The organism is Agromyces sp. NPDC058110 (assembly GCF_042884735.1).
In the GTDB taxonomy this organism is placed as follows: Bacteria; Actinomycetota; Actinomycetes; order Actinomycetales; family Microbacteriaceae; genus Agromyces.
This window is the reverse complement of record NZ_JBHVTI010000008.1, coordinates 11604-26652: the sequence shown is the minus strand read 5'-3', so window position 1 is coordinate 26652 and position 15049 is coordinate 11604. Positions and strand designations below refer to the sequence as shown.

Genomic DNA, 15049 nt, shown 5'->3' with positions numbered 1-15049 from the left:
CGTGCGGCCGCCCCCGCCGGTTCGCGTCCAGGACGAGATGAGGGGAGGGGCGATGGCGAAGCGACCGGCGAAGCCGTCGACCGGCTCCCCGAGGGCGGCCTCGACGCCGTCGAAGGGGCCGTCGACCGCGGCGGGGCCCACGAAGAAGTCAACCGGCACGGCGAAGTCCACAGGCAAGTCCGCCCGTGACACCACCCCGAAGGCGTCCGGTGCCGCCGCCGGCACGTCCGCCCGCACGACGGCCAAGGGCCCGAAAGCCCCGAGGGCGTCGTCGCCGAAGCCCGCTTCGCCCCGCCCGACGGCGGGCCGCGGTGCAGCCGGGTGGCTCGGCGGCATCCGATTCTCAGGTTTCTCGCTCATCATGATGGGAGTCCTGGTGCTCGCGGTCGTGGTGCTCGCACCGACGATCGCGCAGCTCGCCGAGCAGCGTCAGCAGATCGCCGAGCTCCAGGCCACCGTCTCCCAGCAGGAGTCCGACGTGCAGCGCCTGCGCGACGAACGCGAGCGCTGGAACGACGAGACGTTCATCATGACCCAGGCGAGAGAGCGGTTGACGTACGTGATGCCCGGCGAGGTGAGCTACCTGGTGATCGACGACCGCGCCGAGGCTGCGCGCGCCGACGCCGAGACCCCGGTCTCTGCCGAGGTCACCGAAACGAAGGGGGACTGGATGCGCACCATCCTCTCCTCCGTGATGACCGCGGGCCTCGCGCCCGCCGCAGGAGGTGCCGGATGACTCGGCCGCCGTTCGAACCCGTGACCGAGCGGGACATCCGCATCGTGTCGGCCCAGCTGGGTCGCGAGGCGCGCAACGTCGTCGGGATTCCCGCGCGCTGCGTCTGCGGCGCGCCCACGGTCGTCGCCACCTCGCCGCGTCTGGCCGACGGCACGCCGTTCCCGACGTTCTACTACCTCTCGCACCCCGCCGCGACGGCCGCGATGTCCTTCCTCGAGGCCGCGCAGCTCATGGTCGAGGCCAACGAGCTGCTCGCCGCCGACGAGGCGGTGGCCGAGGGCTATGCCCGCGCGCATCGCGACTACCTCGCCGACCGGGAGACGTTCGGCGTCGTGCCCGAGCTCTCGGGCATCTCGGCCGGCGGCATGCCGACGCGCGTGAAGTGCCTGCACGCGGTCGTGGCGCACTCGCTCTCGGCCGGGCCCGGGGCGAACCCGATCGGTGACCTCGCGCTCGAGCGCTCGACCTGGTCGCCCGACGTGTGCCAGTGCCCCGACTACGGCGTCGACGACGTCGACACCGGTGCGGTCGCGGCCGACGACGCCGGCGCACCGACCACGAGCGGTCGCGAGTCGGCGTGACCGCGCGCACGATCGGCCGACTCGCGGCGGCAGCCGCGGTGGGCATCGTGGTGGCGCTCGTCGGGGTGACGCCCGCGCACGCCGACACCGTGCGCGACTACCAGTACTGGCTCGCCGACTACGGCTTCACGACGGCCTGGAACACCACGAAGGGCAAGGGCGTGACGGTCGCCGTCATCGACACGGGCGTGAACGGCAACGTCGCCGAGCTGCGCGGGGTCGTCAAGGGCGGCACGGATGTCTCGGGCATCGGCACTCCCGACGGCCAGACCCCCGTCGGCGACAACCCCGACCACGGCACGATGGTGGCGTCGCTCCTGGCCGGCCGAGGAACCGGGGCGGGCAACGGCGTCATCGGCGTCGCCCCCGAGGCCGAGCTGCTGGCGGTGTCGGTGGCCTTCGGCGTCGAGACGGGGGCGACACAGTCGAACGACGACCAGATCGCCGAGGCCGTGCATTGGGCGGTCGACAACGGGGCCGATGTGATCAACATGTCGCTGACCCGCAACACGCGCGACTGGCCCGAGAGCTGGGACGACGCGTTCATGTACGCGTTCGAGCACGACGTCGTCGTCGTCGCCGCGGCGGGCAACCGCGGCAGCGGCACCAGCGAGGTCGGCGCGCCCGCGACGATCCCCGGCGTGGTCGCGGTGGCGGGCGTCGACAAGGAGAAGAACGCGAGCTTCGACGCGAGCTCGCAGGGCATCACGCTCGCCGTCGCGGCCCCGAGCGAAGACCTGGTCGGCGTGCTGCCCGACGGGCAGTACGCCGTGTGGGACGGCACGAGCGGTGCGGCTCCGCTCGTGTCGGGGCTCGTCGCCCTGATCCGGGCCGAGTACCCCGACCTCGATGCCGCGAACGTCATCGAACGACTCATCAAGACGGCCGACCCGCACGGTCACGAGGTGCCCAGCCCGCTCTACGGATTCGGCATCATCGATCCGGTCCCGGCGATCACCGCCGAGGTCGAGCCGGTGGCCGAGAACCCGCTCGGCAGCCTCTCCGAGTGGATCACGTTGCACCGCCGGGCCGACACCCCGGTCGACACGGAGGCTCCCGAAGCGCAGGAGATCGTGCCGATCGCCGATCCGCCGCCGCCCGTCGACGTCGAGACGCAGACGCTGCTGCCGACGCCCTGGACACTGGCCTACATCACGCTCCCGCTCTCACTGGTCGCCGGATTTGGTACGCTAGCAGCGCTGTTGGGCATCGGTGCCGCTCGGCATACCAGGCGGGCCGCTCGCGTACGCGAGCCGTGATCGCAAGCATCAGAAACTGAGGAGTCCATTCACCGTGCCCAAGATTCTCATCGTCGGCGGTGGCTATGCGGGGTTCTACACGGCGTGGAAACTCGAGAAGTGGCTGCGCGCCGGCGAGGCCGAGGTCACCATCGTCGACCCGCTGCCGTACATGACCTACCAGCCGTTCCTTCCCGAGGTCGCCGCAGGCTCGATCGAGCCGCGCCACGCCGTGGTCGCCCAGCGCCGCCACCTCAAGAAGACGAACGTCGTCACCGCCAAGGTGACGGGCATCGACCACGCGTCGAAGACCGCGACCATCACCCCCGAGGTCGGCGAGCCCTGGCAGTTCGAGTACGACATCGTCGTGGTGACGGGCGGTGCGGTCTCGCGCACGTTCCCGATCCCCGGCATCGCCGACAATGCGATCGGCCTGAAGACCATCGAAGAGGCCGTCGCGATCCGCGACCGCGTGCTCACGAACTTCGACAAGGCGTCGAACCTCCCCGCCGGTCCTGAGCGCGATCGACTGCTCACGTTCGTCGTGGTCGGCGGCGGCTTCGCCGGCATCGAGGTGTTCGCCGAGCTGCGTTCGTTCGCGAGCTCGCTGCTCGAGTTCTACCCGCAGCTCTCGTTCGACGACACCCACTTCCACCTCATCGAGGCCATGGGGCGCATCATGCCCGAGGTCTCGCTCGAGACCAGCCACTGGGTCATCAAGCACCTCGCGCAGCGCGGTGCCGAGATCCACCTCGACACGCAGCTGCAGAGCGCGGTCGACGGCGTCATCGAGCTCTCGACGGGTGAGAGCTTCGAGTCCGACCTCATCGTCTGGACCGCCGGCGTCATGGCCAACCCCGCCATCGTGCGCACGAGCGACCTCCCCGTCGAGGAGCGCGGTCGCATCAAGACGCGCGCCGACCTCCGCGTGGGCGACGACGACGACATCGTGGCAGACGCGTGGGCCGCCGGCGACATCTCGGCCGTGCCCGACCTCACCGGTGGCGGCGTCGGCGGGTACTGCGTGCCGAACGCCCAGCACGCCGTCCGCCAGGGCAAGCTGCTCGCGAAGAACATCGTCGCAGTGCTCCGCGGCGAGGAGCCCAAGCAGTACTTCCACAAGAACCTCGGTGCGGTCGCGGGCCTCGGCCTCGGCTCCGGCGTGTTCCAGTCGGGCAAGATCGCGCTCAAGGGCCTCATCGCCTGGTTCGCGCACCGCGGCTACCACGGTCTGGCCATGCCCAGCTGGGAGCGCAAGTTCCGCGTGTTCTGGGGCTGGTGGAACAACTTCTGGCTCGGTCGCGACCTCGTCTCGCTGAGCGCCGTGCAGCAGCCGCGCGCGCAGTTCGAGGCGTTCGCCGCGCGCCCGCGTCCGGCGGTCGCCGCGGCTCCGGCCGAGCCCGCCCCCAAGGCCGAGGCGAAGGCGGCACCGAAGTCGAAGGCCGCGGCGAAGCCGAAGGCCGAGGCCGCGGTCTCGAAGTGAGCCTCGAGTCGAAGTAGGTTTGACGCGGCGTCGCCCTTCGGGCGGCGCCGCGCTCCCGTAGCCCAATCGGCAGAGGCAGGCGACTTAAACTCGCCTCAGTCTGGGTTCGAATCCCAGCGGGAGCACCAGTGATCAGGACCGGGCAGCCCGACGCCTGCGGATCCACTTGTCGCCCTCGACGACGACGACCAGCACGAGCGTCAGTCCGATGCATCCGAGCCACTGCCACCCGGTGAGCGACACCGTGCCGAGCATGCGCTGCAGGAACGGGATCTCGGTCGACGCCACGATGAGCAGCACGGGCCACACGAGCAGCTTCGCGACGGCGGCGATCGGCGGCAGCAGGCCCGACTCGGGCGTGCGACGCATGAGCACCGCGCTGAGCACGGTGGCGAGCCCGAGCACCACGTAGGCCATGGTCATCGAGGCGGTCGGCTCGACGGGGCTCGGGGCATCCGGTCCCCAGACCAGTGGCACCAGCGCGATGACGAAGATGACCGCGCCGTAGACCAGCCATTCGGTGAGCGACACCGGGTTCACGACGCCGATCTTCGGGTCGCGCGGCGGGTGTTCCATGATGCCGGGCGGGTTGGCGTCCGCGGCGATCGCGAGCACGGCGAACAGGGCGACGAAGAAGTTGATGAAGAGCACCTGCGCGGGGAAGAGCGCGACACCCTCGGCGATCGAGAACGCGCTGGCGGCGAGGAACAGCATGATCAGACTGAGCAGCTGCGTCATCTGGAAGCGCAGGTAGGCGGTGATCTTCGAATAGACGATGCGACCGAGCTCGACGGCGTGCACGAGGGTCGCGAAGTTGTCGTCGGTGAGCACGAGCTTGGCGGCCTGCTTGGTGACCTCCGAGCCGGAGCCCATGGCCACGCCGATGTTCGCCTGCTTGATCGCGGCGGCGTCGTTCACGGCGTCGCCGGTCATCGCGACGATGGCGCCGCCCTGCTGGAGCAGGCCGACCAGTCGGAGCTTGTCGTCGGGCGTGACGCGGCCGAAGACGTGCAGGTCGGGCAGCCGTGCCGACAGTTCCTCGTCGGTCATGCGCTTGAGGTCGGCGCCGCTCACCGCCCCCGTGCCGAGTCCGAGTTCGGCGCCGATCGCGCCGGCGGTGACGGCGTGGTCGCCGGTGATCATGCGCACGTCGATCCCGGCGCGGTGCGCGATGTCGACGGCCGCCTTCGCCTCGGGCCGCAGGGGATCGACGATGCCGACGATGCCGATGAGCGACAGCTCCTGCACCCAGGCCATGGGGTCGGCGGCGACCTTCGCCTCGTCGGCGTCGTCGAGGAAGCGTGCCGCGATCGAGAGGGTGCGCAGGCCGGTCGCCGACATGCGCTCGAGCTCCGCCGTCGCGGCATCGGATGCCACGGGCACGACCTCCCGGGTCTCGCCGAGCATCGTCGTGCAGCGGGCGAGCACGACGTCGGGTGCACCCTTGACCAGCAGTACGAGGCGGGTCTCGCCGCGCACCGGGATGCGTTGGAGCGTCGCCATGAACTTGTAGTCGGAGTCGAACGGCACCTCGGCCAGCCGGGGGTAGTCCCTGCGGGCCTGGTCGGCGTCGATGCCGAGCCGAGCGCCGAGCACGACGAGCGCGGCCTCCGTGGGATCGCCCACGACCTCGCCGTCGGCCGAGACCGTCGCGTCGTTCGGCAGGCTGATGGCGAGCCCGAGCGTGGGTGCATCGAGCGGTTCGTCGGTGGCGCCGAGCACGCGCCCGTCGAACGAGTAGCCCTCGCCGGTGACCCGGTAGGTGTTGCCGCCGAACCAGGCGGTGCGCACGGTCATCTTGTTGAGGGTGAGCGTGCCCGTCTTGTCGGAGCAGATCGCGCTCGTGGCGCCGAGCGTCTCGACGTCGTTGAGCGAGGCGACGATGGCGCGCTCCTTCGCGAGCTTGGACGCGCCCCACGAGAGCAGGCTCTGCACGAACACGGGCAGGCCCGTCGGGATCGCCGAGATCGCCACGGCGGTCGCGAGGAAGAGCAGCTCGTCGAGGCTCTGCCCGCGGGCGAAGCCGATGATCACGATGACCAGCACCGCGCTCCACGCGATGATGCCGAGCACCTTCGTGAGCGAGTCGAGCTCGACCTGCAGCGGGGACTTCTTGTCGCCGACCTGCGTGAGCAGTGACGCGATGCGGCCCATCTGGGTGCGCATGCCGGTCTCGACGATGACGATGCGCGCGGTGCCCCGGGTGACGGAGGTGTTCTGGAACACCATCGACGTGCGATCGGCGAGCGCGGTGTCTGCGGGATTCTCGGCCGGCCCCTTCGGGATCGGCAGCGACTCGCCCGTGAGCGACGACTCCTGCGTCTCGAGGTTGGCGGAGCGGAGGATGCGGCCGTCGGCCGGAACGAGGTCGCCGGACTCGAGGTCGACGATGTCGCCGGTCACGAGGCCCGTCGCGTCGATCTGCACGAGCGAACCGCCGCGCACGACGCGCGCCTTCGGGATCTGCAGCTTCGCGAGTGCGTCGACGCTGCGGCGGGCCTTGACCTCCTGCCTGGTGCCGGTGACGACGTTGAAGAGCACGAGCACGGCGACGATGATGGCCGTCGTGACCTGCCCGATGAGCAGCGACACGATCGTGACGGCGATGAGCATGAGCGTCATCAACTCGAGCACCTGGCCGAGTGCGATCCGCCAGACGCTCGGCGGCGGCGCGCTCTGCAGCGCATTCGGGCCGAGGTCCGCGAGCCGGCGGGCGGCCTCGGTCGCATCGAGGCCCGCGCTCTCGTCGGTCGCGAGCCGCGCCGTCACGTCTGCGGGCGCGAGCGCCCACCAGTCGGTCTCGGCGGGCGATCCGCCGGCGGCTGCGCCCGCAGCACCGGCAACGGTCGACTGTTCGCTCATGCCGATCTTCCCCCTCGACAGCGAGCCCCCTGCGGCGCTCGCGACGATCGTATCGTCGCGGATCGCGTCGAGGGAAGACATCTTCACGGCATCACGGGCCGTGTCGCGTGCAGCCAGCGCGTCACGCGACGACGCACTGTGAAGGCGTGTTGCTCCCGCTTACTGCGGGTGTCGGGGCCGATTCCCGGGCCGCAGAGGCGGGGCTACTGTCGCTGCATGCCCACCATCAACATCGTCGCCGTCTCCGGAAGCCTGCACGCGCCGTCGAAGACCACGGTCCTGTCCCGCGAGATCCTCGAAGGGTTCGCGAACGCCCTCCGCTCGGGGAACGGCCGCGACCTCGAGATCGAGACGCACCTCATCGAACTGTCCGAGATCGGGCCCGAGTTCGCGGGCGTGCTGAGCCGCGACGCGCTGCCCGCGACCGCCGAGGAGGCGCTGCGCCGCATCGAGTCGGCGACCCTGCTCATCGTCGCGAGCCCGGTGTACCGGGCGTCGTTCACCGGACTGTTCAAGCACGTGTTCGACTTCGTCGGGCAGTACGCGCTCATCGACAAGCCCGTGCTGCTCGCCGCGACGGGCGGCAGCGACCGTCATTCGCTCATCCTCGAGCACCAGTTCCGGCCGTTGTTCTCGTTCTTCCAGGCCCTCACGCTGCCGATCGGCGTGTACGCGAGCGACACCGACTTCGTCGACTACCGCGTCGAGTCGCCCGAACTGCGTTCGCGCATCGACCAGGCGATCGACCGCGGCCTCCCGGTCGTGCGCAGCGCGGTGCTGCCGGTCTCGGAGTACGTCGGCACCTGGTGACGGCGGCCGGCCGCGGCATCAGCACGGCACGCGTCGGAGCAGGCGCCGTGCGCCTCCGTTCGCGGGGCGGATGACGGATGCCGCGGGCGGCCCGATGCCCACGACTCAGGTCATGCGGTCGAGGCGCCGCAGGATGAGCCCCTCGCGGAGCGCCCACGGCGAGACCTCGAGCTCGTTCACGCCGAACGCCTTCATCGCCTCCGAGAGCACGACGGCGCCCGCGACGATCTGGAACGTGCGGTCGGCCGTGATGCCGGGCAGCGCGGGCCGGGCATCCGCCGGGATGCGCGCGAGTCGGGGGATCCAGTCGTCGAGGCCCTTGCGGCGCAGGATGCTGCGCTCATCGGGGCCGACGCCCTCCTCGGTCCACCCGGCCAGGCGGGCGAGCGAGCGGATCGTCTTCGACGAGCCGACGACGTGCGACGGCTTCGGCAGGTGCGCGAACTCCGCGAGTGCCGGCTTCAGCACCGAGGCCGCGTGGTCGCGCAGCCGCTGCACCTGCTCGGGCGTGGGCGGGTCGTCGGGGAGGAACGCGATCGTGGAGCGTCCGGCGCCGAGGGGGAGCGAGCGCGCGACATCCGGGACCTCGTCGATGCCGTTCGCGATCTCGAGCGAGCCGCCGCCGATGTCGAAGAGCAGGATCCGCTCGGCCGACCAGCCGTACCAGCGACGCACGGCGAGGAACGTGATGCGGGCCTCGTCGGCCCCCGACAGCACCTGCAGCTCGACGCCCGTCTCGGCGGTCACGCGGGCGAGCACGGCTTCGCCGTTCGCCGCCTCGCGGATGGCCGAGGTCGCGAAGGCGAGCAGCTCGTCGATGCCCGACTGCCTGGCGACCTGCACCGCGTCTCCGACGGCCGTGAGGATCGCCTCGACGCCCGCCGCGCCGATCGAGCCGTCGGGCTCGAGGTAGCGCATGACGCGGAGCACCGAGCGGTGCGAGGCCGCGGGGATCGGGCGCGCGCCGGGGTGCGCGTCGACGACGAGCAGGTGGACGGTGTTCGATCCGACGTCGAGGACTCCGAGGCGCATGGTGCGAGCGTAGCGGTCGGGCGATCGAGGGACGGTCGTCACGATGGATCACCGGCGTATCCGAATCGACCGTTCCTGGTGCATACTGTTCGAACTGGGACGAGCGTCCCAGTTCGCCGGGCCCCGTCCCGGCGTCGGCAGCGTCGTCGTGAGGAGCCCGAGTGACCCGCATTCCCGCGCCCGAGCGTCGCGCCGCGCTCATCGAGGCGGCGTTCCGCGTCGTGTCGCGCAACGGCATCGCGCAGGCCACGACCAGGGCCATCGTCGCCGAGGCCGGCATGAGCCTCGCGAGCTTCCACTACGCGTTCGAATCGCGCGACGCCCTCATCGACGAGCTCATCACGACCGTCATCGAGCGCACGCGGGGGGCCGTGATGCCCGACGACCTCGACGACGGCACGCTCGTCGAGGTGCTCGAGGCCGGCATCGTGCGCTACTTCGAGCACCTCAAGGCCGACCCCGAGCACGAGCAGGCGATGCTCGAGCTCACGCACTACGCGCTGCGCTCGCCCGACCGGCATCCGCTGGCCCGAGCGCAGTACGCGCGCTACGTCGAGCTCGCCGAGCAGTCGCTCGAGATCGCCGCCGAGCGTTCGGGCTCGGCATGGCGGGTTCCCGTCGCGAGCGCGGCCCGCACGCTCGTGGCGTTCACCGACGGCCTGACCGTCACCTGGCTCGTCGACCGCGACGATGCCGCAGCCCTGACGGTCGCGCACGCGGCCGCCGACGCCCTCTCGAGAATGGCCGAACCCCGATGACGAGCCTCGACCTCACGCCGCCCGCGGCGCTCGACGAACCCACGCGCCGGGTTCCGGCCGCCTGGATCGCCTCGTTCGCCGCGCTCTGGTTCGGCATCTGGATGGCCCAGCTCACGCCCGTGCAGCTGCTCCTGCCCGCCCAGATCGACGAGACCCTGCACCCCGAGCACTGGGTCGACAGCGTGATGGCCTTCGGACTCATCTCCGGCATCGCCGCCGTCGCGACGATCATCGCCTACCCGCTCACGGGCGCGGCCTCCGACCGGACGACGTCGCGGTTCGGCCGCCGCCGACCGTGGATCGTCATCGGCGGCGTCGTGTTCGCCGCCTCGCTCGCCGTGCTCGGCCTGCAGACCGAGATCTGGGCCATCGGCGCGGCATGGGTCGCGGCCTCGGTGGGCTTCTGCATCATGACCGCGGCCCTCACGGCGACCATCTCCGACCAGGTGCCCGTCGGGCAGCGCGGGTTCGTCTCCGGGTGGATGTCGGCGCCGCAGGCGGTCGGCATCATCGCCGGACTCCTGCTCGTGACCGAGCTCGTGACCGACCGGGCGCTCGGCTACCTCGTGCTCGGTCTCGTCATGCTCGTGCTCGCCGTGCCGTTCCTGCTGCGCCACGACCAGCCGCTCGCGGCGGCCGAGCGCAGGCGGGTCACGGCCAAGGGCGTCATCGAGAGCCTCTGGATCAGCCCGCGCGAGCACCCCGACTTCGGGTGGACCCTGCTCAGCCGGGTGCTCGTCTCGGTCGGCAACGCGCTCGGCACGAGCCTGCTGCTCTACTTCCTCATGTTCGGGCTCGGCGACGCGAACGCCGAGGACGACCTGATCCTCCTCACGCTCGTCTACATGGTGTTCGTGATCCTCGCGTCGCTGTTCGGCGGGCGGCTCTCCGACCGGCTGGGCCGGCGCAAGGCGTTCGTGTTCGTCGCATCCGCGCTCCAGGCGCTCGCCGCAGTGCTGCTCGCGCTCGTGCCCGACCTGACGGTCGCGATCGTCGCCGCCGGCATCCTCGGTCTCGGCTACGGCTGCTTCCTCTCGGTCGACCAGGCCCTCGCGACCCAGGTGCTGCCCGACGCCGCCTCCCGCGGCAAGGACCTCGGCATCATGAACATCGCGACCGCCGTGCCCCAGGCCGTCGGCCCGCTCATCGGCGCGGCCGCGGTGGTCGTGACCGGGTCGTTCGTCATGGTCTTCGTCCTGAGCGCGGTGTTCGCGCTCGCGGGTGCGATCGCGGTCTCGCGGGTTCGGAGTGTGCGGTGATGTTCGAACTGGTCCTCGCCCAGGAGGTCGACACGACCTCCGCAGCCCGCCCGACCGCGAAGCCGACGGCGCCCGCGCCGTGGACGACCCCGTCGCGGTACTGGCCCGCGCTCAGCGACGCGACGGCCGCGCTCGACGCCCCCGTCGGCGCGCTGCACCTCGGCGCCATGCGGCACAACGCCGCCGACATGCTGCAGCGGGCGCACGGCAAGCCGATCCGCGTCGCGTCGAAGTCGATCCGGGTGCGCAGCGTCATCGAGGCGCTGCTGCGCATGCCCGGCTACCACGGCGTGCTCGCCTACACGCTGGCCGAGGCGATCTGGCTGGCCGACACGATCGACGACCTCGTCGTGGGCTACCCGACCGCGGAACGCGGCAGCATCCGTCGCCTCGCGACCGACCCCGGGCTCGCGAGCCGCATCACGCTCATGGTCGACTCGATCGCGCAGCTCGACCTCATCGACTCCGTCATCGCGCCGTCCGAGCGCGAGCCGATCCGCGTCGCGCTCGAGCTCGATGCGTCGTGGAACGTGCCGGTGCTCGGCCACCTCGGCGTGCGTCGCTCGCCCGTGCACGAGCCGGCCGACGCCGGGGCGCTCGCGGCGTACATCGTCACCCGGCCCGGCTTCCGGCTCGTGGGCATGATGGCGTACGAGGCGCAGATCGCGGGCGTCACGAACCGGCCGGCGGGCAAGCCCGTCGATGGGGCGGTGAACCGCTGGATGCAGTCGCGATCGATGCCGGAGCTCGTCGAGCGACGCACCCGAGCGGTCGCCGCGGTGCGCGAGCACGCCGACCTCGAATTCGTGAACGGCGGCGGCACGGGTTCGCTCGAGGCGACCTCGGCAGACCCGTCGGTGACCGAGATCGCCGCGGGTTCCGGCCTGTTCGGCGGCCACCTCTTCGACGGCTACGCCCACTTCACGCCGGCCCCCGCAGCGGCGTTCGCGATGGACGTCGTGCGTCGGCCGAGCGCCCGTCATGCGACGATCCTCGGCGGCGGATGGATCGCCTCCGGCCCGCCCGCTCCCGACCGGCTGCCGCGCATCGTCTGGCCCCAGGGCCTCGAGATGATGCCGCGCGAGGCCGCCGGCGAGGTGCAGACGCCCGTCACCGGCGAGGCCGCGACGCGGCTGCGCCCCGGCGATCGGGTGTGGTTCCGCCACACCAAGTCGGGCGAGCTCTCGGAGCACCTGAACGAGTTCCAGCTCGTCGACGACGACCGCATCGTCGACGTGCTTCCCACCTATCGCGGCGAAGGCAAGGTGTTCCTGTGACCGCGACCGGAGCGAGGTGGCGCAACTGGGGTCGCACCGAGGCGGTCACGCCCGTGCGGGTCGAACGGCCGGCATCGGCCGAGGCGGTGCAGCGAGCCGTGACGTCGGCCGCCGCATCCGGGCTCCGCATCAAGCCCGTCGGCGCCGGGCACAGCTTCACCGGCATCGCCGTCGCACCGGGGGTGCAGCTCGATCTCGGCGACGTGTCGGGCGTCATCGCGGCCGACCCCGCGACGGGCCGCGTCACGCTCGGCGCCGGGACCCGCCTCTACGACCTGCCGCGCCTCCTCGCCCCCTACGGGCTCGCGCTGCAGAACATGGGCGACATCGACCGGCAGTCGATCGCGGGCGCGACCTCGACGGGCACGCACGGCACCGGCCTGCGCTTCGGCGGCCTCGCCACGCAGATCGTCGCGGCCAAGCTCGTCACCGGCACGGGCGACCTCGTCGAGATCAGCGAGACGAGCCGCCCCGAGCTGCTGCCGGCCGTGCGCGTCGGCCTCGGGGCGCTCGGCGTGCTCGTCGAGCTCACGCTGCAGCTCGTGCCGGCGTTCGTGCTGCAGGCCGAGGAGCGCATCGAACCGCTCGACGAGGTGCTCGGGCAGTGGACCGAACGCGTCGCCGGCGCCGACCACTTCGAGTTCTACTGGTTCCCGCACACCGACACGGCGCAGACCAAGACGAACACCCGGCTGCCGATCGACGCGCCCCGCAAGCCGCTCGGCCGCCTCTCGCGCTGGGTCGACGACGAACTGCTCGCCAACGGCCTGTACCGGGGCATCTGCGCGCTCGGCCGGGTCGCGCCCTCGACGACGCCGTTCTTCGCCCGGCAGGTCGACCGCTTCAGCGGGGACCGCGACTTCACCGACCTCTCGCCCAAGGTGTTCACCACGAACCGCACCGTGCGGTTCCGCGAGATGGAGTACGCGATCCCGCTCGAGGCCGTGCCGGAGGCGCTCGGCGAGGTGCGCTCGCTCATCGAGCGCAACGGATGGCGGGTGAGCTTCCCGATCGAGGTGCGCGCCGCGGCATCCGACGAGAACTGGCTCTCGACCGCCTACGGCCGCGACACCGGGTACATCGCGGTGCACCGCTACTTCCGCGAGGATCCCACCGAGTACTTCACCGCGGTCGAGGCGGTCATGCACGCGCACGGCGGGCGTCCGCACTGGGGCAAGATGCACACGCAGACGGATGCCTCGCTCCGCGAGAAGTACCCCCGGTTCGACGACTTCGTCGCCGTGCGCGACGAGTTCGACCCCGAGGGCGTCTTCCGCAACGCCTACCTGGATCGCGTGCTGGGGGTCAGGGCGTCCGTCGACGCAGCGTGATCGAGCCGAGCACGATGCAGCCGACGATCCAGGCGACGATGACGAGCACCTTCGCCAGGATCCACTCGGCGCTCTCGGAGTCGGCGGCGACGGCCTGCAGGGCGTCGATCGCGAAGCTGAGCGGCAGCCACTCGCTGATCGCCTCGAGCACCTCGGGAAGCTGATCCCGGGGGATGAAGATGCCGCAGAGCAGGATCTGCGGCAGCACGAGCAACGGCATGAACTGCACGACCTGGAACTCAGTGCGGGCGAACGCGCTCGCGAGCAGGCCGAGCGACGTGCCGAGCACCGCGTCGGCGACGGCGACGGCGAAGAGCAGCCAGATCGAACCCGTGATCTCCAGCCCGCACACCCACACGGCGAACGACACGGCGATCGCGGTCTGCGCGATCGCCAGCAGGCCGAACGCGAGCAGGTAGCCGAGGAGGAAGTCCGCCCGGCCCATCGGCATCGACAGCAGGCGCTCGAGGGTGCCGCTGCGGCGCTCCCTGAGCGTCGCGATGCTCGTGACGAGGAACATCACGATGAACGGGAACAGGGCGATCATCGCGGGGCCGATGTCGTCGAACACGTCGGTGTCGCTGAAGATCCACGCGACGAGGCCGATGAGCAGGCTCGGCACGACGAGCAGCAGCCCAATCGTGCGCGGGTCGTGGCGGATCTGCTCGAGCACGCGACCGGCCGTCGCGAACGTGCGCGAGGCGTTCATCGGTCGGACTCCGTTCCGGGCTCGGGTGCCTCGTCGGGCGCCTGGGCGGCGTGCCGCGGGCCCGGCCGATCGGGCGCGCGCGGCGCGAGGTCGGGCGCACCTCGCTCGATGAGCCGGAGGAACGCCGTCTCGACGTCGTCGGTGCCCGTGAAGGCCAGCAGCCCCTCGACCGTGTCGTCGGCCAGCAGCGCTCCGTCGCGCATCAGCAGCAGCCGGTCGCAGCGCTTCGCCTCGTCCATGACGTGGCTCGAGACGAGCAGCGTGCGGCCGTCGTCGGCGAGGCTGCGGAACAGCTCCCACAGCTGCACCCGCAGCACCGGGTCGAGCCCGACCGTGGGTTCGTCGAGCACGAGCAGTTCGGGCTCGCCGAGCAGGGCGGCCGCGAGCGAGACCCGGCCGCGCTGCCCGCCCGACAGCGAGCCCACGAGCCGGTCGGCGACGTCGCCGAGATCGGTGCGGTCGATGACCCGGTCGACATCGGATGCCGGTGCCCGGAGCACCCGGCGGAAGTAGGCGAGGTTCTGACGCGCCGTGAGGTCGTCGTACACGCTGGCCTGCTGCGTCACGTAGGCGACGCGCGTGCGCAGCGGGGCCGTGCCGGCTGGGAGCCCGAGCACCTCGATCGAGCCCGACTGCACGACCTGCACGCCCACGATCGACCGCATCAACGTCGTCTTGCCGCTGCCGCTCGGCCCGAGCAGGCCGACGATCGCGCCCGTCGGGACGGCGAGCGAGAGCCCGTCGAGCACCGCGGTCGAACCGCGCTTGACGTGCAGGTCGTCGACGATGACGGCCGCGCCGGCCGTGGCATCCGCTCCGATGGTCATGCGGCGATTCTTCGCCTCGCGGGCCCCGCCTGTCGAGAGGCGGATCGGGCGAGTCGCGGCATCGCTGATCGATCTCCGGGAGAACACTCTCCGGTTCCTCCGAGTCTCATGGGAACCCCCGAGGTGCTCTCAGTCGATCGATAGAA

At 71.3% G+C, this 15049-nt stretch carries 13 protein-coding genes and 1 tRNA gene; 10 read left to right on the top strand and 4 right to left on the bottom strand.

Annotation, left to right across the window (positions count from 1 at the left end; genetic code table 11):
- The first annotated feature begins 52 nt into the window (after positions 1-52).
- The 5 genes from ACFVS8_RS18360 to ACFVS8_RS18340 all read left to right on the top strand — a co-directional run bounded on the left by ACFVS8_RS18360 (position 53) and on the right by ACFVS8_RS18340 (position 4166).
- Entirely contained in the window at positions 53-736 is a 684-nt protein-coding gene (locus ACFVS8_RS18360; protein ID WP_387065641.1) for a septum formation initiator family protein, read from the top strand.
- The gene (locus ACFVS8_RS18355; RefSeq protein WP_387065638.1) at positions 733-1317 is read left to right on the top strand and encodes a DUF501 domain-containing protein; all 585 of its coding nucleotides are present in this window, start codon (positions 733-735) and stop codon (positions 1315-1317) included. Before ACFVS8_RS18360 ends, ACFVS8_RS18355 begins: the two co-directional genes overlap by 4 nt.
- Entirely contained in the window at positions 1314-2576 is a 1263-nt protein-coding gene (locus ACFVS8_RS18350) for a S8 family serine peptidase (RefSeq protein ID WP_387065636.1), read from the top strand. The genes ACFVS8_RS18355 and ACFVS8_RS18350 overlap by 4 nt, the downstream gene beginning before the upstream one ends.
- Before the next feature lie 34 nt (positions 2577-2610).
- Entirely contained in the window at positions 2611-4038 is a 1428-nt protein-coding gene (locus tag ACFVS8_RS18345) for an NAD(P)/FAD-dependent oxidoreductase (RefSeq protein WP_387065633.1), read from the top strand.
- Between the two features lie 51 nt (positions 4039-4089).
- A tRNA-Leu gene (locus tag ACFVS8_RS18340) sits at positions 4090-4166 on the top strand.
- 4 nt (positions 4167-4170) lie between these two features.
- Here the strand turns inward: ACFVS8_RS18340 and ACFVS8_RS18335 are convergent.
- Positions 4171-6900, bottom strand: a complete 2730-nt coding sequence (locus ACFVS8_RS18335) for a cation-translocating P-type ATPase (protein ID WP_387065631.1) — start codon at positions 6898-6900, stop codon at positions 4171-4173.
- Between the two features lie 216 nt (positions 6901-7116).
- Here ACFVS8_RS18335 and msuE point away from each other — a divergent pair, with 216 nt between their 5' ends.
- Positions 7117-7710, top strand: coding sequence for an FMN reductase (msuE, locus tag ACFVS8_RS18330; protein WP_387065628.1), 594 nt, complete (start codon positions 7117-7119; stop codon positions 7708-7710).
- Positions 7711-7815: 105 nt separating this feature from the next.
- On the opposite strand, the gene ACFVS8_RS18325 is transcribed toward msuE, so the two are convergent.
- The gene (locus tag ACFVS8_RS18325; protein ID WP_387065625.1) at positions 7816-8742 is read right to left on the bottom strand and encodes a Ppx/GppA phosphatase family protein; all 927 of its coding nucleotides are present in this window, start codon (positions 8740-8742) and stop codon (positions 7816-7818) included.
- A gap of 161 nt (positions 8743-8903) precedes the next feature.
- Between ACFVS8_RS18325 and ACFVS8_RS18320 the strand changes: the two genes are divergently transcribed.
- The 4 genes from ACFVS8_RS18320 to ACFVS8_RS18305 are packed head-to-tail and all read left to right on the top strand — an operon-like array spanning position 8904 to position 13367.
- Positions 8904-9500: a TetR/AcrR family transcriptional regulator gene (locus ACFVS8_RS18320; RefSeq protein WP_387065622.1), complete on the top strand. Its 597-nt coding sequence runs from the start codon at positions 8904-8906 to the stop codon at positions 9498-9500.
- Positions 9497-10759, top strand: coding sequence for an MFS transporter (locus ACFVS8_RS18315; protein ID WP_387065619.1), 1263 nt, complete (start codon positions 9497-9499; stop codon positions 10757-10759). The genes ACFVS8_RS18320 and ACFVS8_RS18315 overlap by 4 nt, the downstream gene beginning before the upstream one ends.
- Positions 10759-12036 carry an amino acid deaminase/aldolase gene (locus ACFVS8_RS18310; protein WP_387065617.1) on the top strand — a complete coding sequence of 426 codons (1278 nt, stop codon included), beginning with the start codon at positions 10759-10761 and terminating at the stop codon, positions 12034-12036. The genes ACFVS8_RS18315 and ACFVS8_RS18310 overlap by 1 nt, the downstream gene beginning before the upstream one ends.
- Entirely contained in the window at positions 12033-13367 is a 1335-nt protein-coding gene (locus ACFVS8_RS18305; protein ID WP_387065614.1) for a D-arabinono-1,4-lactone oxidase, read from the top strand. The genes ACFVS8_RS18310 and ACFVS8_RS18305 overlap by 4 nt, the downstream gene beginning before the upstream one ends.
- Here ACFVS8_RS18305 and ACFVS8_RS18300 read toward each other — a convergent pair.
- Both ACFVS8_RS18300 and ACFVS8_RS18295 read right to left on the bottom strand, forming a co-directional pair.
- The gene (locus ACFVS8_RS18300; protein WP_387065611.1) at positions 13342-14076 is read right to left on the bottom strand and encodes an ABC transporter permease; all 735 of its coding nucleotides are present in this window, start codon (positions 14074-14076) and stop codon (positions 13342-13344) included. The two genes, ACFVS8_RS18305 and ACFVS8_RS18300, sit on opposite strands and share 26 nt — an antisense overlap.
- Complete coding sequence (locus ACFVS8_RS18295) at positions 14073-14903, bottom strand: ABC transporter ATP-binding protein (protein ID WP_387065608.1); 831 nt, start codon at positions 14901-14903, stop codon at positions 14073-14075. The genes ACFVS8_RS18300 and ACFVS8_RS18295 overlap by 4 nt, the downstream gene beginning before the upstream one ends.
- Positions 14904-15049: the final 146 nt, after the last annotated feature.

Coding starts and splice junctions, on each gene's coding strand:
- msuE (WP_387065628.1), top strand. CDS start 7,117: ATGCCCACCATCAACATCGTCGCCGTCTCCGGAAGCCTGCACGCGCCG.
- ACFVS8_RS18360 (WP_387065641.1), top strand. CDS start 53: ATGGCGAAGCGACCGGCGAAGCCGTCGACCGGCTCCCCGAGGGCGGCC.
- ACFVS8_RS18310 (WP_387065617.1), top strand. CDS start 10,759: ATGTTCGAACTGGTCCTCGCCCAGGAGGTCGACACGACCTCCGCAGCC.
- ACFVS8_RS18355 (WP_387065638.1), top strand. CDS start 733: ATGACTCGGCCGCCGTTCGAACCCGTGACCGAGCGGGACATCCGCATC.
- ACFVS8_RS18300 (WP_387065611.1), bottom strand. CDS start 14,076: ATGAACGCCTCGCGCACGTTCGCGACGGCCGGTCGCGTGCTCGAGCAG.
- ACFVS8_RS18295 (WP_387065608.1), bottom strand. CDS start 14,903: ATGACCATCGGAGCGGATGCCACGGCCGGCGCGGCCGTCATCGTCGAC.
- ACFVS8_RS18325 (WP_387065625.1), bottom strand. CDS start 8,742: ATGCGCCTCGGAGTCCTCGACGTCGGATCGAACACCGTCCACCTGCTC.
- ACFVS8_RS18315 (WP_387065619.1), top strand. CDS start 9,497: ATGACGAGCCTCGACCTCACGCCGCCCGCGGCGCTCGACGAACCCACG.
- ACFVS8_RS18335 (WP_387065631.1), bottom strand. CDS start 6,900: ATGAGCGAACAGTCGACCGTTGCCGGTGCTGCGGGCGCAGCCGCCGGC.